This is a genomic window from Spirosoma sp. KUDC1026 (assembly GCF_013375035.1).
Lineage (GTDB): Bacteria > Bacteroidota > Bacteroidia > Cytophagales > Spirosomataceae > Spirosoma.
In genome coordinates, this window is sequence record NZ_CP056032.1 from 4,056,369 (window position 1) to 4,080,233 (window position 23,865).

Sequence of the window (23,865 nt, forward strand, 5' to 3'; positions counted from 1 at the left end):
TTATTCCAGATCAACGGCGAGTACTTCCATCCCGAACCCAGGCAGTTCAAACAATAACTCGTTTGACTTCTCACCTTTAGCTGGGGCTACCAGACGTGTTACCGACTTCAGTTTCTTCCCCTTCCCTATCGTTCCGGGCTGGAGCGCTACCTGAAACGTAGTTGCGCTAGCGTTATCGTTGAGCAGCAGGACGTAGACGCGATTGCCTTTTTCGGCGCGGGCCAGCAGACAATCCACGGACGGGTTACTCGGCTGCGCGAACCCGTCCTGCATGAACAGGCTGGCTTTCTCGCCGTAGATGGTTCCCGGTACAAAGCCGTACGTCTGGTGGGGACCCACTTTGGGTGTAACAAACCCGCGGGGGAAGCTAACCTTGCCGCCAGACCGTAGCTCGGCTTCGGCCAGCAGGTAATCGGTCAGCCAGCCAATCTGCCACCAGGCGTGGTGCGGATACGGCCCGGCCCCTTTGTTCATGGCGTTCCAGTAGTAGGACGCGACGCTGGTTTTCGGATCGACAAACGCGTCGCGACCAATGGCACCAGCGCGGGCCATGTCGGCAAACAGCGGCTCTTTCGTCAATCCATACATCCGGACGAACAGACCGGCGTGGCTGCATAGTTGGATGGGGCCGTGGCGGGTAGCCGATCCGAAAATACCACCGTGCTCAAAACTCAGCCCCGACTGGCTGATCTCCCAGTCTTCGCGCGGAGTCCCGTTCACCTGCTTGGGCTGATGGCTGGCAATGGGGTGCGTATAGATCGAGGTTGTGTAGATTTTGGCCGCCGTGATAGCAGCCTCTTTGTAGCGGGCATCCTTTGTCAGATCGTACAAATCCAGCAGCGCCTGCGCCGACTGGCCCGTAGCGAAGTCGGGGGCGTAACGGGCATCGCCACACACGCCCAGGAAACTGCCCGTTTCTACCGCGTTTTTGATAAACCAATCCGCCCCTTTCCGGGCCGCCTGCAGGTATTTGGGATCGTGCAGAATCCGGTAAGCCACGATCAGCCCGTAAAAGGTCGGTCGTACATCCTGAATGTCGGTAAACACTTCCTGCTCCGAATGTCGGTCGTAGGCTACCGCCCAGCTCCCGTTGGGTTTCTGCCAGGTCAGGAGTCGATCGGCACCCAGCCGGAGCCGGTTTTTCAGCTCGTCGTTGGTCGGTTCAAACAGGAGCATATTGCCTAGATCGAGCATGGTATAGTACGTCAGCCCGATGGGTTCGACCACTTCACCCCACTCCTCCACAAACTTTTTGGACTTAGCCAGGTAGTACTGGCCGACGGCTGCCCCTTTGAAAAATCCGTCTTTGGTCTGCTGCTGCACCAGCTTGAAATTCTCGGCATAGGGCAGTACGTTCTCCATCAGGAGCGGGTCCTTGGTGGCCGTTGCCAGCATCCACATTGCGCCGTAGTCCGAGTTTTTCATGGCGTCTTTGTTCGAGCCAACGACCCCACCCAGATATGACTGCGCCCCAATCTTCTTCCCGTCGAATTCCTCTACGTTCCAGAGCGAGGTTTTCGGATCGGTCAGGTAGCTGTGCATCTTGGCGATCCGGTCCGTCAGCGACTGTTTGCTTTGGCGCAGCGCCAGCGACTCCTGAAACTGGTATACATCATAAACGGCGTGGTTAAGGGCTTTGAACCAGTCGCCATCGGTCAGGCTGTAGCGGAATGTGTACCGAATCGTCTCCCCGGCTTTCAAAGCCGACTTCGGTTCACCAAGCACCGGGTAGTATAGCGTTGGCGCCAGCTGAGCTTTGCGGTTCATGTGCGACAGACCGATGTTCCAGTCGATCTGGGTCATCTGGTCCTTTGCCCAGGGGTCGCGGGCGAGACCGGGTTCAGGAATGACAGCCAGCGTCAGGCCCGACTGCGTACTCACCATCGGACACAACGTACTGGCGCAACGTTCCCGGTACACAACCGGCAGGGACGGAATACCATGCCCGTACGCATAAGCCAAGGCAAAGTTTTTCTGGATCGTCTTTCCCTGAAAATAGCCCGGCACCGTTGCCCAGCTCAGTTCGCTCCCCGGCACCGTCGCCAGCGTCGGGCTGGCCAGCGAGAAGAAACCGTCTTTCTTCGCCGTCAGCGTTTGGGTAATGATAATATCCGACGGAAACCGGGAATCCAGCGCCCATTCGCTGCTGATAGTGGCTACGTCCGTCTCGTGCTGAAACCGTAGTTTGTTCTGGTCGACGGTCTGGCCCTGACCCGAAAAGAAATGATACGCTTTTCCGGCCGTGTTCAGCGAAACAGGGTTCGTGCTTTCGTTCCACTGCACCGTCTGGTAGTGATATTTCGGCCCCGGAAACTCCTCGCCCGTAATCGACCGGAACGTCGTGTCGGGTGTAGTCGACGGTTTTTCGACGGCATACAGGAGCGTCTGTTCACCGGAGGGCGCGGCCAGTTTCACCCACTGCTTGCCGTGTCGAACCGCCAGCTGCTGCACCTGCCAGCCTTTCGGCGACTGGGCGACGACAAGTTTCACCTGTTCGTTTGCCAGCGAGAGCGTCTGGCCGGACTGAGCCAGCGTTGCCGACCAGGCCAGCCAGAGTAAGAACCAGAGTTTATGTTTACAAGCGTACTGCATCAAAGCGCGTCGTTTCAGAGTCAAATTTTACTGCCAGTCGGGGTTCTGCTGCAGCTGCGGATTGGCGTTGATCTCATCCCGCGGAATGGGGAAATATTTGTTTTTGGCCTGCACGTTCCGTGTTGGATAGACATCGTTCACCGCTTTCGGGATCACCGTCAAAAATTTGTCGGTACGAGTCAGGTCGTACCAGCGGTCGCCCTCCGCGAACAACTCCCACGAACGCTCCTGCAGCAACCGATCAATAAAGGCGTCTTTGCCCAAACCTACCGCCAGATCGGCCAGGCCAGCCCGCTTGCGGATGGTGTTGATGTAGCCATAGGCTGTCGTGGTCGGGCCATTCTGCCGGGCTTCGGCCTCCGCAGCAATCAGATACACATCGGCCAGGCGGAAGATAGGGATGTTAATGGCGTAGTTGCCGCCGTTTGAGTTGGCATCCTGGTATTTCTTCACCAGAACACCTTTCGTCGTCACGGGCGTGATGTTCCGTTGGCGAACCACCTGTCCCTGCGCATTCACATAGTTCGTATCCAGCAGCTGGCGTCGTTTGTCTTTGGGATCAAACGAATCGAAGAACGACTGATAGGCAAAGGCCGAGCCGTAGGACGAGCGGCCGTATTCCGGACCAGCGCTATTGGCGGGGCCATACAACGAGCCGATCTGTGAGGTTTGCCCCGGCGTGAAGTTTTCGCACTCGTAGGCCCACATATTTTCCTGCCGGGCCGCGTCCTCTTTCGTTACGTTATACACGTCTTTTACCTCCGGCATTAGGCTGTATTTACCCGACGTGATGACGGCCTGCGCTTTTTGCAGCGACGTAGTCCAGTCCTCGTTATAGAGAGCAGCTTTGGCGTACAGCGCCAGCGCTACCTCTTTCGACGCCCGTCCTTTTACCAGCGTGGCCGAGTATGATGGCAGCAGCGCCACGGCCTGATCCAGATCTTTGTAAATCTGCGCGTACACGTCCTTGCGTGGACTTTTGCCGACCGTAGCGTTTGCCAGGCTGGTGCTGGCGCTGGTTTTGACGATGATGTCGCCAAAGTTTTTGGTCAGCATCCAGTGGTAGAACGCTCGCAGGAAATAAGCCTCTCCCACGATTTCATCCCGGCGTTTGGTATCCATCGTGATACCCGGTACCCGGTCAATCGTCCAGTTGGCCTTTTCGATGCCGCTGTAGCAACGCCAGATATACAGGGGCGATTCGTTTTCCCGGCTAAAGCTCCGGGCCGCCGAATACTCCTGATCGTAGGTGAACAGGGTGTACGTGTTGCGGGCCACCACCGGGCGCGGATACACCTGATCGGCGCTAAAATCGGACGCCATCAGGGGAGCTGGTCCCCCGTAAAGAGTCGCCAGCGTTCCATAAGCCGACGTAATGGACGCTTCGGCATCCTGGGGCGTCTTGTAAAAGTTTTCGGTAAAAATGGACGAATACGGCGTCTCATCCAGCTGACAGGAAGCCAAGCCGAAAGCCGCAATTATTGGGATGAATATCTTTTTCATAAATGGCGAAAGAGCAGGTCAAAGAGTGAAAGAGCGAAAGAATGAAAGAGCGAAAGTTTGTCTTCGGAGCGGAACGGGCAGCATCCCGGAACTCGCTCTTTCGCTCTTTCTGTCTTTCACTCTTTGAATTAAAACGTGACTTGTAAGCCGGCTATCAGTGATTTGGCCGTTGGGTACACCAGGTTATCGATACCGATCAGCGTGTTGGAGTTACCATACGTATTGACTTCGGGATCAAAGCCGGAATAGTTGGTGAGCGTGAATACGTTGTTGGCGCTCACGTAAACCCGGGCGTTGTAAACTGCCTTGATCTTGGGCAGCGTGTAGCCCAGCGTGATGTTCTTGCAGCGCAGGAACGAGCCGTCTTCCATAAACCGGTCCGAGATGGGCAGGCGTCCGCCCTGGAATCCGCTGACGTACTCGTTGCTCGGGTTGGTAGCCGACCAGCGATTCGCCAGCCCCGCAAACACGTTACGTTGTCCGAGCGGGTTTTCGAAGGTGTAGCGAATCAGGTTGAAGATCTGATTACCCTGCACGCCCGAGAAGAACGCACTGAAATCGAAATTCCTGTACCGCAGGTCGGTCGAGAAACCGTAAATAAATTTCGGATTCGCGTTCCCCGTAATAGTCTGGTCGGCGGCCGAAATCTGACCGTCGCCGTTCAGATCTTTCACTTTGGTGCCCCCCGCGCGACTATCGGAGCCGGGTAGCACAGTTTCGCCATTCTGGTAGATGCCGTCAAAAACGTACGTTTTGAAAACCCCCAGCGGCTGACCGACTTTCAGGATGCTGTAGTTATTCAGGATGAACTCGTCGGTTTGCCCGTCCAGACTTAGCAGCTTGTTCCGGTTGATGGTTGCGTTCCCCGATACGTTCCATTTGAGCGGCCCATCGAGCAGCCGGGCGTTAGCCGAAAACTCAATACCCCGGTTTTGCAGCGAGGCAAAATTCCCCGTAATGGTCGTGTAGCCCGACGAGAGCGGCAGGTTTTTGACAAACAGCAGGTCGCGGGTTTTCTTGTCATATACGTCAATAACCAGGTTCAGCCGGTTGCTAAGCAGGCCGATGTCCACGCCGATGTTCGTTTGCAGCGACTTCTCCCAGCGCAGATCAGGATTTGGAATCCCCGACGGATTGATGCCCGTATTATAGATGTGGTCGAATACGTAGTTGGCCCCCGACGATACCAGTGCCAGCGATTGATACGAGCCAATGGCACCCGCATTCCCCGTCAGACCGTAGCTGGCCCGCAGCTTCAGGTCCGTGAAGACGGGCGTTTTCTTCATGAACGACTCTTCAATAATCCGCCAGGCCCCCGAGATAGCGGGAAAGAAACCGTACTTGTTGTTTGCCCCAAATTTGCTGGCTCCATCGGCCCGCGCCGTCAGGTCAATGAAATACTTGTCTTTGTAGCCGTAGTTGATCCGACCCATGTACGAATCCAGCCGATCCTTGCTTCGGCTACTCGAAACGCTCCGTTCAGTAGCCAATTGAACCGCTTCGTTCAGGGTCGCGTCGTTCGGAAATTTACTGGCCGTAATGCTGTTCGAGTTACTGGCACCGGTCTGCGTCGCAAACAGGCCCGTGAGTTTCAGCGAGTGTTTGTCGGCAATCGTCGTGGAGTACGTCAGCACACTTTCGTGCAGCAGACCCAGGAAGTTACCGTTTCCTTTCGTAGCACTGCCGCCCCCCGCTGCCAGATCCGCCTGGTTGATAATGGAACGGGGTGAGTAATAGTCGCTCAGTGTATTCTGCAGGCTGACGTTCAGCGAAGCCCGGTACGTCAGCCCTTTCAGGATGCTGAACTCGGCATACAGGTTGCCCAGTGTGCGCCGTTCGGTCGTGCGGTTCAGGATCTGCGCCAGACCGATTGGGTTGGCTACCTCCCGATACGCCCCTACCCGCTGATCCCCAAAGGGATAGACGGAACCATCGGCGCGATACGGCACCAGTGTTGGCGCAGCCCCCAGCGCCGAGCCCAGAATACTGGAATAGACAGCCGGGCCATCAATGCTGCTTGAGCCCGTTGGGGTCCGGTCGTTGATCGAATACGTCGTCAGCAGACTGGTGCCCACTTTCAGGAGCTTGCTCACCCGGTGATCCAGGTTGAGTCGCAGCGAGTAGCGCTCAAAACCCGAGTTGATGATAATGCCCTGCTGGTTGAAGTAGTTTCCCGTCAGAGCCAGCTGCGTTTTTTCGGAACCGCCGATGATACTAATCTGGTGACTCTGGATAGGGGCATCCTGAAAAATGAGCTTTTGCCAGTTGGTACCCTCCCCCAGCGAAGCGGGGTCCGGGTAGTAATTGTTCTTGTAGATTTCGTTTTCAAGTTGTCCAAACTGGGCCGCGTTCAATACGTTCAGTGTTTTATTCACCCGCTGAACGCCGTAGTATCCATCGTAGGACACCCGCGTATTACCCGCTTTACCGCGTTTGGTTGTGATCAAAACCACGCCATTGGCCGCCCGCGACCCATAAATGGCCGTCGCCGATGCATCTTTCAGCACCTCAACCGACTCAATGTCATTGGGATTGATAGCCGAGAGCGGACTGACGTCATTAACACCCCCGCCGTTGGAATACTGGATCCCGTCAACAACATAGAGCGGCTCCGACGTACCGTTAATGGAGTTGGTGCCCCGAATCCGGACGCTGATGTTGCCACCGGGCGCGGCTGAGTTCTGCGTGATCTGTACCCCGGCTACCCGCGCCTGCAAACCCTGCGCTACGTTGGCGACTGGTGTCTGCAGTAAATCAGCCGCCTTGACGGACGCAATCGATCCCGTTGTTTCGACCTTTCGCTGGGTGCCATAACCAACCACCACCACCTCGCTCAACGAACGGTCGTCAGACTTGAGGTCAACGCTGATCGTCGTACGGTTATTCACCGGCACCTCCTGCGACTCGTAGCCAATGTAGGAGAAAGCCAGTACGGCATCTCCGCTGGGTACGGTCAAGCTGAATTGTCCGTTTGCGTCAGTCGTTGTGCCCTGCTGCGTTCCCTTTACCAGTACATTGACGCCGGGCAGTGCTTCCGTTCCCGAACTAACCTTACCCCGTACGGTCATCACCCGCGGAGACTGCCCAAAGCTGGTCGTGACCAATGCGACCAACAGGCCGGACAGATAAATTGCCATCCGAAAACTCCTCGCAAACGGCGTTTGTAAACAGTGAAACATTCTATAAACGATTAAGGGTAGGAAATCAATAAAATACAATTCAGCCTAAAAGCTTCGATCAATTCAGTTTTTCGTTACCTATACCCTGTTTAGCCGGGTGTAGTCAGTAAAACTGTCTCTTACGGGGCTTTTTTGCTTGCATTGGTTGATTTTAAACCCTAATAATAACCATTCAAAGTTTTTATTGACTTATTTTTTTGGGAACGATCCCATTTTCTTGCAACCGTTCCCAAAAACTTGGCATCTTATCTCACGTATTTTCCATAACTAACACCTACGAAAGCGCCTGAAATACAAAAAATACAATTTATGAAAAGCGAACAGGTGACCATAATTGATATTGCCAGGACGTTGAACCTGTCGAAGTCCACAGTTTCCAGGGCGCTGACAAACCACCCGAATGTGAAGGAGAAAACGCGGAAGCAGGTGCTTGACCTGGCGGCTCAGCTTGACTATCAGCGAAACCAGCTGGCGATATCATTGCTCACGAACCGGACGCAGACGATTGGCATCATTGTCCCGGAATTCCTGAGCTTTTTTTACCCTAACGTAATCATTGGAGCGCAGGCCGTTTTGGCGGAGGCACACTATAACGTAGTGATCTGTCACTCGAACGAATCGTACGAAACGGAGGTGGCCAACACGAAAGCCCTACTGGCCAGCCGGGTTGATGGCTTGCTGGTGTCGCACACGAAGGAAACCCGCAATTTTGATCATTTTAGTATGTTTGACCGGCGGGGGATTCCGGTCGTCTTTTTCAACCGGGTGGTCGACAGTCTGAACGTATCGAAAGTCGTGGTGGATGATTACGTAGGCGCTTTTCAGGCCGTTGAGCACCTGATCAAAACGGGTAAACGACGTATCGCGCACCTGGCCGGTCCTGATACGTTGCAGAATAGCCGCAACCGCCTGAATGGCTACCGGGATGCCCTACAGCAGTACGGGATTACGCTCGATCCGGGGCTGGTTATCTCGTATGACCTGTCGCTCGACAAAGCTACTATTTACGTCAACCACCTGCTGAATCTGCCCGAGCCGCCCGACGCGCTTTTTACCATCAACGACCCAACGGCCATCGAAGCCATCAAGGTGATCAAAAGCCGGGGGCTGACCATGCCGGATGATATTGCCGTTGTAGGATTCAGCGACGATCCGGTTTCGTCGCTTATCGAGCCCGGTCTCACTACGGTGTCCCAACCCGTTGATGCGATTGGTCGGCAGGCCGCCCAGTTACTCATCAAACAGCTCGTTGCCGACGATCAACGCCCACCCGCCGAAACAGTCGTTCTGCCCACGCGTTTATTGATACGGGGTACTACACTAACTGGAGCGGCTGGCGACACGAGGCCGTAAAACCCGAACAGACTTTCAGGCGTATGCCCGATTGCATCAATTGGGATTTCACTGCTAAGAAAACAAACCGATTAGTCCCTAAATACTATAATGATATGATAACGACAAGGCGCTATTACAGACCGGACACAGATTCCGATACGGGCGGAGAAGACATATTGAACCCGAAAACAGAGGCCGAACTAAGCCACGATCTTTACGATGACGAAACGGCTTATGAGGAACGGGGCGAAATCCGGAAGGGAATTTTTGAAGACGATGATCGACACGAAAGTTCGCTGACGACCGATACGCAGGCGGGTGACAACGAGAACGTTTCGCCAGGCGACTAGATCGTTACCTCACTTACAGACGAACTGGCTTTCCCTTTATCACCTAATTACGGTGAACGGAAAGCCAGTTCGTTGATTAGGTCCAGACGTCGCGGATTGCTGAAACAGCTAGCAAGGTAGACCTTGTCGGGCGGCCTTTGTTTGTTTTCGCAATTCCGCCATTTCCTCGGCCTGACGAGCCCGTAAGGCCTGCCGAGTCTGGTTACTCTGTTGCTCCAGGGTCATCAATGCCTGTTGCTGTTGCTGACGAAGAACGAACAGATCATCGCAGCATTGCTGACGTTCCAGCATGTGTACCTTCAGTAAATTGTTACGTATCCCCTCCTCGTGCGTAACCAGCCGGCGCCACTCAGCCGTATGCTTGCACCGTAACCGGGTTTGCTGGTGAGTCCATTCGTCTTTGGGTAACTCGTGGAAAGACATAATAGCGTACTAGTCAAAAGGTTCTTCGACTGAAAAGTGGGTAATAGGGCTACGACGGCTTTAAAATAGACTGGCGTATACGTTGGGCATTGCAGTTAATGGTTTGATGCGGATGTCCCGATAAAAGACTTCGGCCGCTTCACTTTGTAGCTGGATTTTACCCTGTCTCATAGGTACATCCTGCCCACCCGGCTTTGTGTAGCGAGAGTCCTTTAATACCATGACTACATGACCGTTGACGATGTGGAGGCTTTTCCCCTCGAAGCAAATCAGTTCGAGCTTCGTCCACTCTCCCGCCGGGCTTTCGTAATTGGCGGACCGCATGCAATAGTAATCCCCACCGCTTTTAAAAGGCGCGAAGGGTTGTTTTTCGTCCGCCACCCGGTTCATGATCCCCTCGGATTGAAACGAGCGGATATCAATAGCCGAATTTGCCTGGCACCAGAAATCGCCCATGTGCCCTTCCATCACCTGAAATTCCTGCGAGAGCATCCACGACCGCCAGTATTCGGCGCCGGCCTCACCGGTGGAGTGATAAAGGATACCCGAATCCCGCAATTTAGTTTGCCGGGGTTCGTACTTCTGCTTGCCCCATTTTACGTCAAGAGTCAGGTGATAATTGTCGTAGGACTGTCTGGTAAACAGGCAGCCATACTTCTCCCCACTTATCCGCAAGACGGGTTTGCCCGCTTCTTTCAGCACGGAAAAAACGTGGGTATCATCTTTATTATACCCGATAGGCGGTATCGGAGTGCCCGTGGCATCCGTTGGTAACTTTCCATTATAGTCTGACTTGTGGGCGTAGCTTAGGTAGGTTTCCCACTGAGATAAGTTCGAATCAAGCAGGGGTGTCCATTCGTCGGGTTTCCGCATCGACGAGAGAAAAAATAGCAGGCAGACTGCTGTTAGACTAGTTATCGAAGAAATATGGTGTTTCATGACCGGGTTCAGATACGGGAATAGTACCCATCTATCAGCAAAACTAAAGTGGATCCAGCGTGAAGGAATGGTATAAATCCATTCTTTACTGGTAAGTTTATAACTTTAGTAAAATCCCATGAAACGATACGTCCTCCACACGCCGTTTAACATCTACCATTTTGAAGCGACGAGCTGGGCGCATGCCGTCCATACTCATACCTATTTTGAGATTATCTTTATTCTAAAGGGGGACGGTCTGCACAACATCAATGGCAATACGTTTTCTTATGCCAAGGGAGATGTATTTCTATTAGGTCCCGACGATTTCCATTCGTTTATCATTCATCAGGCAACCGAGTTCTGTTTTATCCGCTTCAACGAAGCCTTCCATACGCATCGGGCAGCAAACCAAGACAACGGGTGGCCGCCCATCCTCGACAGTTTATTAGCGACCTCTTCGCAGAGCCGGGGTTCCATCGTACTATTCGAACCGGAGAAGCGAAAACTGCACGCGTTGCTGACTGTACTGGAGGAAGAATATGACCATCATCAACACACTCCGCACTTCGCCAGCGTCCGGGATAACCTACTACGGAGTATGCTGCTGATACTGGCTCGGAACCTCTTGGGTCAGGCCCCAGCCCAACCCGTCGTCACCAAATCAGTCGAAGCGATTCTGCTATACATCCGTCAGCACATTTACCAACCACAAAAACTCAGTATCGACAGCCTGGCCAATGCGTTCCACTATGCGCCGGCTTATATCAGCATCTTCTTCAAGAAGCAGACGGGCGAATCGATCAAACACTACATTATCCGGTACAAGATCAAGCTTATCGAAGCCCGGTTAGTATACAGCTCGCTGACCCTGGCCCAGTTGGCCGACGAATTTGGCTACACGGATGAAAGTCACCTGTGCAAACAGTTTAAAAAGTACACGGGGAGAACGCCAATCTCGCTACGTAACCAGGTTGCTGACTAAGCCATCATTTAGGATGCCAAGGTCTGGTAGAAGCAACTTTCTGCCGAATCGTTTGGCGACACTCGTCTCCTACGTTTCTCTGTCCATGTAGGCGGGCTCATTAAACACTGGGGGTTTCCGGCGAGTTGCCCAGACAGAACGTACCCGGCCCCTGAACCGGTAACCGTTCAGTTCACCCTGCTTTTCTGTTTACTTTCCTCTCTCAGCAATGCCAGCACTTATCCAGCCGACCCGTTTCCTCATTTTTCTCTTCTTGCTATTTGGTGGACTTTATTTCGCCCGCCCCGTACTGGTGCCGCTTACCATTAGTGGCCTGCTGGCGACGCTGCTTTTACCACTGAGCAACCGACTGGAGAGAAAGGGAGTAAACCGGGCACTGGCCGCTTCGCTATGTTTGTTCGGACTGGTCTTACTGGTGGGTGTGGTGCTCGCGGTACTGACCTGGCAGTCCGCTAACCTATCCCGCGATCTGGCAGGCATTGGCCAACGGGTAACGGAGTTGATTGATCAGACCCGCCAGTTTATCAGCAGCCGGTTTGGTATCGCCCCCGAACAGCAGAAAGCGTTCATGCAGAAGCAATCCTCCGGTACCGGGCAATTGACCTTGGCGGTTACCTCCATCATGAATTCGTTTCTGGACGTAGCCGTCGATGCGGTTCTCACGGTGGTGTACACCTTCCTGCTTCTCTATTTCCGGAAGCACCTGAAAAACTTCATTCTTCGGCTGGTTAGCCAGGCGGATCAGAACAAAACCCACCGAATCATTTCCCAGAGCAGCCAGGTCGCCCAGCAATACCTGACGGGCATGGCCATGATGATCGGGATGCTCTGGGTGCTGTACGGAATCGGTTTTTCGATTGTCGGGGTTAAACAAGCTATCTTTCTGGCGATTCTCTGTGGTCTACTGGAAATGATTCCGTTTATCGGTAATCTTTCTGGCTCGCTGCTGACGATCCTCCTCAGCGTAGCGCAGGGGGGCGATAGCCGGATGGTTTTAGGAATCGTATTGGTCTATGGTATCGTCCAGTTTACGCAGACCTATCTGATCGAACCGCTGGTCGTTGGCAATGAAGTCAATATTAATCCATTGTTCACTATTCTGGTCATTGTCATTGGCGAAACCGTCTGGGGTATTCCGGGAATGATTCTGGCTTTGCCAGTCCTGGGGATTGTTAAAGTCATCTGCGACCATGTCGAGTCGTTGAAGCCCTACGGTTTTCTGATCGGACAGGACAAAAAAGAGAACTCGGGTGGATTCATAGACAAGGTCAAGAACCTGTTCCCTAAGAGATCTTAACCGGATTGGCTGCGTTAGTGAGTAATTACAGATTCACCTGCAACCGGGCGTTCTGATCGAACTGTATCTTCTGACCGGTTTGAAAAACGACCCGTTGCGCGTGGACAACCGTATTAGCCGGAACAGATATGGCATGTTTCACCACTACAATGTCCGTTTTTGTCGGCACCCGGTTCCCTGACCAGACCGTTGCATCGGTCCAGCTTCCTGCCTTAACCGTGTAGAATGAAGCCGCGCTGGTGGTCAGCGTAACAACGACCGCTGTCATGGGCGCCACAGATACTGCAAACTGAGTCGCGTTCGTTACCGGAAGCGCAGTAGGTGCCCCCTTGGTAAAACTCCCGTCGGTACCTAGCTGCGCATTAGCATAATACGTAGCAGCGGCCACGTCGTACATGTTCGTCTGCGGACGTAGCGTCTGGTAACTGGCCGTGCTGATGTTAATTCCCGGCACACGTACGTTAGCTATAATCGGGCGGGTGAAATCTTTGTTTATCAGCGTCAGTTTCACCGTCCTGCCGTCGTCACTGGCGGTTGCATAATAACTGGTGCGCGGATTGGCAGATGATCCCGCTGGCGCCACGGCCAGCAGCCTTTGATTCAGCGCGCCGTCGGCAAAAGCCAGAAGTCCGTAATAGATAGACCCAATGGCATAGGTTCCGTTGGCCGTACTGACCCGGTAGATGGGCGCGTAACTGGAGCTGTTGCCGCCACTATGAAAATTGGCTCCTTTCACGTTGTAACTCGCCAGCGTATATAAGTAATCCAGTGCCCAGATCGCCGAAGCAAAACTGTTCGTTACGCCCGCCAGACTCCCCGCCACGCTGTTTGTTTCTGACATCCAGAACGGTGCATTATACGTTTCGGTCAGTGTTTTCAGGTAGCTCAGGTTCGTCAGGAACGTACTGCCGGGCGTGAGTGAATTGATCAGCGCATCGACACTCTGTTCCGTAGTGCCTGTCAGTTCGTTACTTCTGAACATATAGGCGTGCGCATTGAACGTATCGATCGGACGGGCGGGCGACGTAGTGGGGAGGTTATTCATTTTCCCCAGATATCCGCTGTTCCAGGTATTGTACTCGGACCGTCGGCCAATATCGCCCCCGCTGATTGGAACGGCCGAATTGACAGCTTTGATGGCATCGTAGACGGGCAGGTAATTGGCGACATACAGGCTGGGCGTGTACGGGTTCCGGTATTTGTTGACGACGTAGGCCATCGGCTCATTCCCTATGCTGATGCTTTTCAGCCGGGCACTGTATGTTGAGTAGACGTAACTGGCCTCCGATGCTGATTCGACCACAGCATTCCCGGCGTAGTTAGTGCTATCCTTGGCAAAGTTTATCATGTACAGGCACTTCCAGTTAACGCTTCCCAGAAACGTAAACAGTTTATCGATATCCGAGTTATACAGCCTACTTACGTCGGTGTTCGTGCCCCGATTGCCAGGCGTCCAGGCCAGCTGATCACCGGAATTGGCCCCGATCCGGATAACGGAACTGGGACTAAGATTGGTTAGTATGTTGCGAAAGCGCGTTAGTGCCGTAGGCGAAGCTTCCCAGAAACTGGCGACTGTCGAACCGGCCCCGCCCTCTGTCGTCATGGTTTTCCCCTCGAAACTAAACCCAACAAAGTCGTTATTGATCCGGTAACCGGTGGTCGTGGCATCGACCTGTACGTCAACGGAAACGGGCTGCGCATAAAGGGCACTCACTCCCAGTATTCCGAAACCGATTAAACAGATAAATATCTTTTTCATAACGAGTAATTTGTCTGTTGAATCAAGCCTGTTCTTATTTAGTCATTTGTTTTGTCAACATATCGGTTGACGGGCACGAGTTAGCCAGCCAAAACGAACGTAGCTTCGGTCTTTCTATACTTGCTTTAGTCAGATTATCCATTTTTTCTCAGGCCATACTCTGTATCAGCAGTAAGCAAACTTCGAAACAAGACTATCGAGATTGCCAGAGGACGAGATCTAACATCTTAATTTCTGTGACGTCAACGTTTGGATAAGTCTTTTGAAATTGTTTAACCAAATACCTACCGTTTTCGGACTGTAGGTATTCTTTGTAACAGCGGTTTATTTCCTCATGCAATGAACAAATGTTATTAAATCGATTCGGATCACTTTGGTAGGGTAATTTTGCGTTTAAATTCTTCAGCACAATTGAATCGATAACTGGCATCTGTGGGTTCAAAGTGGCCAGCAATTTGCTAGCAAATGAAGCCTCATATCTGTCCGTAGCTATGTGTAAAGACCGGAGTATAGTTGAAAAATCAACAGATTGATTGCGAGATTCATCAAGCAACTCATAGAAAGTATCATACCAGGCGGCTGGCTTTTGGCGAATTCGATAGAAGCCGTTGAAGCTTTTCCTGAAATCAGCGTCATCCTTCAGTGGCTTACCTGCTAGGTCATTTAAGCGTTTTTGAATGTTGAGATATTTGGCGAGACCTACCTTAGCCTTTTCCAGGCTTGAATCTATTTGTTGAGTTGTTAGGCTCACTGTCAGTATTGTAGTTTTTTTCATACCTAGAGTTTCTAATAAAAACGATATTCACAGTAACAAGCTATCGATTAGCCGCTTAAATTCATACTGTTACCCAAAAAGTAAGCAACTCCCCTATGAAGCCACTACTTGTTCTGCTGATTGTTTCTATTCTGGCGGGTATTGGAATTTACCTGATCGACGACCGGGTCGATGTGGCTTTTGCCGGACGTATTGGCCTGTCGGCGATGCTGGTCTTCACGGCGGGTGGACATTTTGCCTTTACCAAAGGCATGGCAGCCATGATTCCAGATTTTATTCCCTTTAAAACCGGGATGGTGTACCTAACCGGCGTTCTTGAACTGGCGGGAGCAATCGGCATCCACATTCCTGCTCTTCGCGACATCACGGGCTGGTGTCTGATCATCTTTTTCGTCGTCTTACTCCCCGCCAACATCAATGCCGCTATGCGGCATATCGACTACGAAAAAGGCACTACCGATGGCAATGGCCCCCGGTATCTGTGGTTCAGGGTACCTTTACAAATTTTGTTCATCGTCTGGACCTACGGCTGTACGATCAGCCTACTGGCTCAGATCAGATAACCAAATCCAGGAGCAGTACACCGATCAGTCCGATAATCGATACGATTGTTTCCATGATTGACCACGACCGGATGGTCTGCGAAATACTCAGGTTAAAATACTCCTTGAACAGCCAGAAACCGGGGTCGTTAACGTGCGAAAACATCAGGCTGCCCGACCCAATGGCTAGCACCATTAATTCCGGCTCAACGGATTGCGCCTGAATCAAAGGCAGCACGATACTTACCGTCGTCAGGCCAGCAATGGTTGCCGAACCCACACACACCCGAATAAAGGCGGCAATCCCCCAGCCCAGCAATAATGGTGGAATTGATAGCCCGCTCAACAGACTACCGATGTACTGACTGGTCCCGCTGTCGGCAATAATTTGCTTCAGCGCTCCGGCTCCGGCAATCACCAGCAGAATGGGCGATACGGCCTTAATGGCGTCTTCCAGATCCTTCGTAACGGCTTTCATAGTCTGCCCCCGTTGAATACCCAGGGCGTAGATGGCCACCAGCACCGATACCAGCATACCGACGTAAGGTTCGGCGAGTAGAGCAACCAGTGGTTTCAGCGCTGACGTATCGGGCAGGCTCGTTTTGAGCGGACCAAAGGCGGTGAGCAGGATAACTGGCAGCAAGGCGACGAAAAAACTGATGCCCGTGCCGGGCAGATGCTCATCAGGCACCTCCCGGATATCGAACAGATCGCGGTTGGGCGAAGCCGGAATATTCACCAGCGTTTTTCCGAATATTGGCCCGGCAATGATAATGGCTGGTATCGCTACGATGATGCCATACAGCAGCGTTTGTCCGATACTGGCGTTTAGTTGCCCAGCCACGGCCGACGGTGATGGGTGTGGCGGCAGGTAGCCATGTGCCACAGACAAAGCAGCCAGCATTGGGATGGCAACCGAAAGCAAAGGCAAATTCAGTGAGGCCGCAACGGTGAACACCAGCGGCACGACAATGATAAAACCAGCATTGTAGAACAGTGGAATACCAATGATGAATCCGGCTACGGCTAGCCCCCAGCGAATATTTTTAACCCCGAACAGCTTCACTAATACGTTGTTGATACGTCGCGCAGCTCCGCTTTCGGCTACCAATCGGCCCAGCATGGCCCCGAAACCAACAATTAAGACCAGATCGCCGAGGGTTCCGCCAATACCCGTTTGAATGGCTTTTCCTACTGCCGGAACCGTCATGCCTGACGCAAGCCCGATTCCAATAGACACCAGGACGAAGGAGATAAATGTATCCAGGCGAACAAAGACAACCAGGAAAATAAGGGTCAGAATCCCAATCAGCGTCAGAATAAGGGGCATAAGCGGTGGGTTAACAGCCAGGAGCAGACCTAACCGCCTGCCCGGCTTACTTCGCTAAAGTCTGTTGCACCAGTTTTTCTACTTCATCCGCCAGCCGATTTCGCGGATCGACCGACACAATATGCAGGCGGGTACTGGCATCGTAGCCGAAACTGGGGATGGGTTTCTGGAAGTGCTCGTTTGCGGGATAGATCAGGAACAGATCATCAGCGCCGTACTTCTTGCCGTAGGCGTATAGCTGGTACAGGTCGGCCTGGTCGATACCGTAACTACTACCCGGCTCCCGGCTATCGATTCGTTTCCATTTAGCATCGAGCACCAGCAATCGACCGGCCCGGCGAATCAGAATGTCAGGACGCAGTTTGAATTTAGGGATTCCAGCATGCTCGTCCACCAAATGCGCCGACGATTCCTGCACCGTTACCCGATCCGGTTCGGGCCAGTACGTTCGGATCCCGTGGGTGACGTAATCTTCAAAGACCTGCTCCATTGGAAAGAGCAGCGACAAACTATCCATCGAGCCGGTTTTCACGCCATAGGCCCGCTGACCGAGTAGCGCTTCGGCCCAGCGCAGGGCGAGTTCGTAACGGGCAAACAGCCGGTTGGTCCGGCGACTCTCCCGCAGGGCATCCGCGACGGAGTCGACCGGCGAAACGTCATCAAATAGCGACAGCAATTGGCGAATTCGTTGCTGGAGTGCCGGAACGACCGTACGGTTCTGGAGATAGAGCAGGGTTGTTTTTAACACCCGGTTCGGCGGTACGTCGGCGGTCAGTACATCATACCGTACGGCCAGGCGTTCGGCGTGCCAGGCGTTTTCGCGCAACTGCCGGCCAGCCTGAAACTTCCCTTTCCAGTAACGTTCATTCCCCTCTACCAGCCGGTACGTCTGCTGGATCCCCTGCCCGACCAGTGCCTCGACCGTTGTCAGAAAGGTCGATACGAATACATCCCAAAGGGGCAGCCGGGTATCGCTCGTGAGGGCGTTGGGAAGCGTCTTGAATGGACTATGGCGCAGGTACCGTAGCATCCGCAGCAGACTAGCCCGCCCCTCCCCCGTCGTGCCGACTTTGGGCAGGATTTCGAGTTGAATATCCCGCGTCACCAGCAGCAGGCCGACGTAATTACGCACCTTGATCAGATCGCAGCCTTTCTGCCGGAACAGCGTCAGTAGCTCATCGGCCCCTTCTGTTTCCAGCACGAACTGACGAATAGCCTGAAATACGGCATCCGATACCGTAACCAGACCCGGCAACTGGTTCGCCTGCGCACGCTCACTGCCAATCAGCCCGTTTTCCAGCACCGCAATCAGCTCAGGACGTTTCATCATTCTATGGACAGGATTTTTTAAATAGGATTAGCAGGATTTAAGAATTAACAAACCAATCCTTTTACTCCGCCCGGCGGCCACCGTGGCGCGGCCCGGCTGTAATCCTGTCTAAAAAATTCTGCTATTTTTTTAATTGGTATGCCTTTACAGCCTGCTGGTTGATACCTACCAATAACGTATTTCCCACTGGCACAACGCTACGCACATCACCCGTCAGGTGAAAACCCGACTGTGTTGCCGGGACGGCCCGAAAGCCTCCTTTCCCGTCGTTTTCCAGCAGCACCCCGTAGTTGGCATCGGCCCGTCCAAACCGGATTCGGGTTTGCGACGTGTTTCCGCAAAGGAGTAAATCTTTCCGGCCATCGTGGTTGACATCCAGCGTAGTCAGCGTAAATACGGGTGCGATCTGAGCCGCCATCGGTAAGGTTTGCTCTTCCAGTTTTCCACCGGGACTACTGGCCAGGTAGGTTGTTGTCAGTTGATTAGCGGTCAACGTTTTAGCATCCTTCAGTTCGTCAGCCGTGAAGACGTCGGATACCGTAGCGTTCGAGTACGTTTCGTAATTGGTAAAACGGGGCCGTAACATAGCAAGCTGATCCAGTAGTTCATCGCGGGTGGCATGAGGATAGCTTTTACCCTGTACGTACAGACACAGAATCGGATCGATCTTGCCGTTGTTATCAAAATCTTTGTAGATGAGTTCGGCCGGCTCTTTTTCACTGGCCCGACACTGCGTATTGAGGCCCTGGTTACCGATCACCAGATCCGGGCGACCGTCGCCGTTTAGATCATCGACCAGGAGTTTGTTCCACCAGCCCCGGTACTCTTTCGGCAGGTAGTCGCCCGTTTTATCGGCAAATTGCCCGTTGGTCTGGGCCAGAATTGTAACGGGCATCCACTCCCCGACTACGACCAGTTCGGCCTTTTTGTCACCGTTCAGATCTGTCCAGGCCGCGTCGGTCACCATCCCGATTCGAGCCAGCGACGGAGCCACTTTTTCGGTCTGGTCACTGAATTTCAGTTCACCATTTGGCCCCTTTCCATTGTTGATGAGCAGATACGAACGGGGTGCTTCGGGGTAGCGACCGGGTACAACACGCCCGCCCACAAACAGGTCAGGTTTCCCGTCGCCGTTCATGTCCGTCACCCGCACGCAACTGGTACTGGTCTGCATTGCGGGTAGTGCGTTCGTACTTTTCGAAAACTTTCCTTTCCCGTCGTTCAGATAGAGTCGGTCCTGCAAACGGGCGTCGCCCTCAGACTGAAAATCGTTATAGCCGCCACTGCACACGTAAAGGTCCGGGAAGCCGTCGCCGTTGGCATCGAAGAAAGCAGCATCCGTATCCTCGCATGCCTTATCGGTCTCAAAGGCCGGTTGCGCCAGCCGCGAAAACTGCCCCGACGCTTGCTGGATGAACAATGTAGCCGCCTGGCCGCTGGTGCCCCCAGCAAATACATCCTCCCGACCGTCGCCGTTTACATCAGCTTTAACCAGGCAGGGACTCCCAAACGACTGAGCGTTTACCAGCAGCGGCTGCCGTTTAAAATCGTTAACAGCGCTGCCTGGGTAAGTATGCACCAGCGGAGAGGTAACCTCCTGAAACAGCGTAGCTGGCGTGCGGGACGATTTTATGCCAGCACGTGCGTCTTTTTCCTGAAGCACCAGCAATTGATCGGCCTTTACGTTCGTCAGCAGTTGCTGCTTACCTGTCGGCCAGATCACCCGAACCGAATCAATGGCCGAATCGGCACCAAGGCCAAAATGTAACCGGGGCGATACACTCGACTGATAGCCACGCGTAGGCATCTGCTCCAGATACTGCTCTTTTCCAGCCCTATATACCGTGACCGATGCGCCAACCCCCTGCGTATTAGCACCAGCACCAACCAGTTTCAAGGCCAGATAATGATGTTTCTGCGTTTTATTGGCGTCGTTCTGGTAAATAAAAGCGGGCTGGTTGGTATTATTAATGATCAGGTCCAGGTCGCCGTCGTTGTCCAGATCGGCGTAGGCAGCACCCGTACTGTTCGACGCCTGTGAAAGTCCCCAGGCGGCTCCAACATTGGCGAATGATACCTCATTACCACCGCGCCGGTCGCCCAGTTGATTCCGGAACAGGTAGTTCGTTACGTTCGACGCGGGCATCTGGTGAACCAGCTGCAGAATATCCTCCCGGCTTGGGTTGGCGGGTCGATTCTGCATGAAGTCGTTCATGTACTTCAGAAAATCCTGATTAGTGTAGTCCCGAACGTAGCCATTTGTTACGTATAGATCTTTCCAGCCGTCGTTATCGTAATCGGCGAAAAGTGGCGACCAGCTCCAGTCGGTATTCGAGACGCCCGCCATCTGACCTATTTCGGCAAAAAGCGGGGTAGACGCTGCCGTTCTTCCTTCACTTGCCTTACTCCCCAGGTTAATCTGAAGCATGTTTCGCATGTTCTGGTGATGAAACCCGGACGCTACGGCCAACGCATATTTTTCGTAGTTATCAGGTGCCATCAGCAGTTTCTGCCGCTTGTTGTCTTCGGGCAGCATGTCGAGCGTAAAAATATCGGGCCGGGCGTCGTTGTTCACATCAGCAACGGCGTTCCCCATCGAGAAATTGGACGTATGACCAACGCTCCGTTTCAGAACGTCCTGAAAGATGGGGCCGCCTTTTTTGCCCTGATTCAGATACAGATAGTCGGGTACACCATAGTCGTTCGATACGTAGAGATCTAGCCAGCCGTCGCCGTTCAGATCCGACACGCCAACGCCCAGTCCGTAACTGAGCGCCGAGCTGCTCAGTCCCGATTTACTGGTAACATCCGTAAAATAGTTACCCGTATTCTGATAAAGCCGCACGCCAATCTCGGGATTTGGCTGTTTCATCAGCGCGGCCGTAGCGGCCGGATCCAGCACGGGTAACAGGCGGGGATTATGATTCAGTTGAAACAGATCGAGGTCACCGTCGCGGTCGTAATCGAAAAAGACGGCCTGGGTACTCTGCACGGGTTGTGCAAGTCCGTATTCAGCCGTGCGGTCGGTAAAATGCGGTACCCCCTGCGCGTCAGCACCGTCGTTGATGAACAGTTCAGGCAGTCGGCTTTCGGGACGTACGGCCCCTGAATGGGATACGTAAATATCGAGTTTACCGTCGCCATTGACGTCAGCCATCGTCACGCCCGTTTTCCACGGTCCTTCGCGACCGGCTACGCCCGCGGCTGCCGTTACGTCGGTAAATCGTATGTTTCCTTTACCGGGCGTGGTTCGGTTGATGTACAGTTGGTTCGGCGACATATTAGCCGTGAAGTACAGGTCTTCCAGCCCGTCGTTGTTCAGATCACCCACCGCTACGCCCCCACCGTTGTAGAAGTATTCGTACATCAGGACGTTGGTATTTGGCCCTTCGGTCAGGTTGTTACTAAACGTAACCCCCGTCTGATCGGGCGAAAGCAGGGTAAACAAGGGCGGACCGTAATTTTTGGGGGTTTCGGTTTCTTTCTTGTCCGACGTACAGGCACTGACCAGACTGGTCAGTGTAATGATAAATACTAGTGAGTAACGGGAAAGCGTCAACATTCGAAGAGGATTCAACGAAGAAATTTACAAAAAATCCTCGCCGGTATTACATACCAGCGAGGATTTGATTTGAATGATGACGTAAACAGCAGCGCGGCTACTGTCTACGTCATCCGTATTTTACTAATAACCTGGGTTCTGAACCAGTTTGTTATTCCGGTTCATTTCGTCCCGGCTAATGGGCAGGAAGTACATCTTATCCAGCCAAGCCCGGTTTTCTTTACCCGGATCGATGTCTACTACCCGATACGAATAATCGTAACTGGTTGGATCGTACTTGTAGAGCGACACTGTTTTACCAGCTTTCAGCGTACCCGTGATGCTGATCGTATTGGCTTTGCGGCCCAGCGTAGTTGGGGCAATCATCCAGCGACGAGCATCGTGGTAACGCTGTTCCTCAAACACCATCTCGATCCGGCGTTCGTTGCGGTACCGCTGCCGCAGCGCATCGCCGGTTTCGGTCAGGGCAGGCATACCCGAACGGAAACGGATTTTGTTCAACCACGTTCTCGCTTCGGCATCTTCGCCCAGTTCAATACAAGCTTCGGCGTAGTTGAAGACGGCTTCCGTATAGCGGAAGAACGGCCATGGGATCTGCTGGTACGTATTTTGATCGACAATCGCCGGGTTCGGATCGATGAATTTCCGCATGTAATACCCCGTATAGCTGCCGTTCCAGTCTTCGACCGTGCTCTTCCGGGTATCCAGACCCGCCACGGAGACTTTACCACTACCACTCGTCACTTCGTATTGCCCCGTCTGAATCTGGTTGACGGGATCTTTAGCGGCTACGTCGGCCGTGCGTGGTTTCCAGGGAGCACCATCGTACAGAATCGACGCGTACAAACGAGGATCGCGGTTGGCGTATGGCGTCGTCGCTTTCGCCGGATCGCTCCAGCTGAACTTAGAACCGTCCATCATTTCGTAGTCGTCAACCAGCAGCGATATGGGTGTGTTACCCGCCCAGTTGTGATAGCCGTTCGGACCGTTGAATAGGCCTTGCTGTCCACCCGCTTCCGGTTTCTGGTTGATGAACGATCGCGAGAACAGCACGTCCTGATCACCGCCGTTGCGCGACAGGGCAATGTTCATATAGTTAGTCGTACCGGCATCTTTCGTAGCGGGAGCCGACAGATTGAGCTGATAACCACTCGTGGCATCCAGTACAGCTTTTGCCGCAGCTTTTGCTTTCTGCCAACGATCGGCCCGGCTGCCACTTACGTAACCGAGTATAGCGGGCTGGGCAAAAGCAGCGTGCGTCGACGATTTTGCTTTGGCCGTTGCTGCGTCATACAGGTCACTAGCCGCGTAGGTCAGCATCCGGGATTTCAGCGCCAGGGCTGCCAGTTCGTTGGCCCGGCCTTTCGCTGGCGATTTACCTTTCAGCAGTGCTGCCGCATCGTCGCAGTCCTTCGTGATGAAGTTAATACACTCCTCCATCGTATTACGTGCCTTAGTATAATCAGCTTCACCCAGTCCGTACACTTTATCCACGATGGGTACCCCACCGTAGTAGCGTACTAACTGATGATAGTAGTAAGCACGCATGAATTTAGCCTCACCCATCAGTCGATCAACAATACCGCTTGTGTTGGCGAACTTAGGCGTTGTCAGATTCTGAATGGCCAGGTTGGCCGCCCGAATGCGCAGGTACATCTGGTTCCAGTCAATCGTCTCGTTGATCCAGCCCGCATCGGCGGGGTTGGACCGAGCCTCCGTAATGGTCGTGATGCCCCGGCCCGGGTGCGTGAATATAGCTTCATCCGTCAGCGAAGCTAACTGCTGCTCATAGAAACCACCTTGCCCCAATCCCGCGTAGATACCTGTTACGAAGGCTTCCGTAAGAGCCGGGTCGCTCCATACGGCGTCACCAGCCACCTGATCCAGCGGTTGTGTATTGACGAAGTTGTCGTTACAGCCCGTTATGCTAATCGACGTAACAAGCAGCGCCAGACTTATAATTTTGACTTTCTGTATCATGTTGT

The 23,865-nt window shown here is 53.3% G+C and carries 16 protein-coding genes; 5 read left to right on the forward strand and 11 right to left on the reverse strand.

The features are described from left to right. The 3 genes from HU175_RS16955 to HU175_RS16965 all read right to left on the reverse strand — a co-directional run bounded on the left by HU175_RS16955 (window position 1) and on the right by HU175_RS16965 (window position 7,232). Window positions 1-2,592, reverse strand: coding sequence for a glycerophosphoryl diester phosphodiesterase (locus tag HU175_RS16955; protein WP_228724188.1), 2,592 nt, complete (start codon window positions 2,590-2,592; stop codon window positions 1-3). Between the two features lie 27 nt (window positions 2,593-2,619). Next, complete coding sequence (locus HU175_RS16960; RefSeq protein ID WP_176567716.1) at window positions 2,620-4,095, reverse strand: RagB/SusD family nutrient uptake outer membrane protein; 1,476 nt, start codon at window positions 4,093-4,095, stop codon at window positions 2,620-2,622. Between the two features lie 128 nt (window positions 4,096-4,223). Beyond that, window positions 4,224-7,232, reverse strand: a complete 3,009-nt coding sequence (locus HU175_RS16965) for a SusC/RagA family TonB-linked outer membrane protein (protein ID WP_176567717.1) — start codon at window positions 7,230-7,232, stop codon at window positions 4,224-4,226. 351 nt (window positions 7,233-7,583) lie between these two features. On the opposite strand from HU175_RS16965, the gene HU175_RS16970 reads away from it, so the two are divergent. Together HU175_RS16970 and HU175_RS16975 are read left to right on the forward strand one after the other, a co-directional pair. Beyond that, window positions 7,584-8,627: a LacI family DNA-binding transcriptional regulator gene (locus HU175_RS16970; RefSeq protein ID WP_176567718.1), complete on the forward strand. Its 1,044-nt coding sequence runs from the start codon at window positions 7,584-7,586 to the stop codon at window positions 8,625-8,627. 95 nt (window positions 8,628-8,722) lie between these two features. Beyond that, window positions 8,723-8,959: a hypothetical protein gene (locus HU175_RS16975; protein WP_176567719.1), complete on the forward strand. Its 237-nt coding sequence runs from the start codon at window positions 8,723-8,725 to the stop codon at window positions 8,957-8,959. 108 nt (window positions 8,960-9,067) lie between these two features. On the opposite strand, the gene HU175_RS16980 is transcribed toward HU175_RS16975, so the two are convergent. Then, complete coding sequence (locus tag HU175_RS16980) at window positions 9,068-9,382, reverse strand: hypothetical protein (RefSeq protein ID WP_176567720.1); 315 nt, start codon at window positions 9,380-9,382, stop codon at window positions 9,068-9,070. Window positions 9,383-9,442: 60 nt separating this feature from the next. Next, entirely contained in the window at window positions 9,443-10,321 is an 879-nt protein-coding gene (locus HU175_RS16985) for a DUF1080 domain-containing protein (protein WP_176567721.1), read from the reverse strand. Between the two features lie 118 nt (window positions 10,322-10,439). On the opposite strand from HU175_RS16985, the gene HU175_RS16990 reads away from it, so the two are divergent. Further along, a complete protein-coding gene (locus HU175_RS16990; protein ID WP_176567722.1) occupies window positions 10,440-11,285 on the forward strand; it encodes a helix-turn-helix domain-containing protein in 846 nt (281 codons plus the stop codon). Window positions 11,286-11,493: 208 nt separating this feature from the next. After that, window positions 11,494-12,582, forward strand: coding sequence for an AI-2E family transporter (locus HU175_RS16995; protein ID WP_176567723.1), 1,089 nt, complete (start codon window positions 11,494-11,496; stop codon window positions 12,580-12,582). A 25-nt stretch (window positions 12,583-12,607) separates the two neighbouring features. Here the strand turns inward: HU175_RS16995 and HU175_RS17000 are convergent, their stop codons facing one another. Beyond that, complete coding sequence (locus HU175_RS17000) at window positions 12,608-14,341, reverse strand: hypothetical protein (RefSeq protein ID WP_176567724.1); 1,734 nt, start codon at window positions 14,339-14,341, stop codon at window positions 12,608-12,610. Between the two features lie 193 nt (window positions 14,342-14,534). Continuing rightward, window positions 14,535-15,116, reverse strand: coding sequence for a hypothetical protein (locus HU175_RS17005; RefSeq protein WP_176567725.1), 582 nt, complete (start codon window positions 15,114-15,116; stop codon window positions 14,535-14,537). Window positions 15,117-15,211: 95 nt separating this feature from the next. Here HU175_RS17005 and HU175_RS17010 point away from each other — a divergent pair, with 95 nt between their 5' ends. Continuing rightward, a complete protein-coding gene (locus HU175_RS17010) occupies window positions 15,212-15,679 on the forward strand; it encodes a DoxX family protein (protein WP_176567726.1) in 468 nt (155 codons plus the stop codon). Here HU175_RS17010 and HU175_RS17015 read toward each other — a convergent pair. The 4 genes from HU175_RS17015 to HU175_RS17030 form a co-directional block, all read right to left on the reverse strand. Further along, window positions 15,672-16,988: a gluconate:H+ symporter gene (locus tag HU175_RS17015; protein WP_176567727.1), complete on the reverse strand. Its 1,317-nt coding sequence runs from the start codon at window positions 16,986-16,988 to the stop codon at window positions 15,672-15,674. The genes HU175_RS17010 and HU175_RS17015 overlap by 8 nt on opposite strands. 46 nt (window positions 16,989-17,034) lie before the next feature. Further along, window positions 17,035-18,318: an McrC family protein gene (locus HU175_RS17020; protein WP_228724189.1), complete on the reverse strand. Its 1,284-nt coding sequence runs from the start codon at window positions 18,316-18,318 to the stop codon at window positions 17,035-17,037. Window positions 18,319-18,439: 121 nt separating this feature from the next. After that, window positions 18,440-21,880, reverse strand: a complete 3,441-nt coding sequence (locus HU175_RS17025; RefSeq protein WP_176567728.1) for a VCBS repeat-containing protein — start codon at window positions 21,878-21,880, stop codon at window positions 18,440-18,442. Between the two features lie 123 nt (window positions 21,881-22,003). Continuing rightward, window positions 22,004-23,860, reverse strand: a complete 1,857-nt coding sequence (locus HU175_RS17030; RefSeq protein ID WP_176567729.1) for a RagB/SusD family nutrient uptake outer membrane protein — start codon at window positions 23,858-23,860, stop codon at window positions 22,004-22,006. Window positions 23,861-23,865 lie beyond the last annotated feature (5 nt).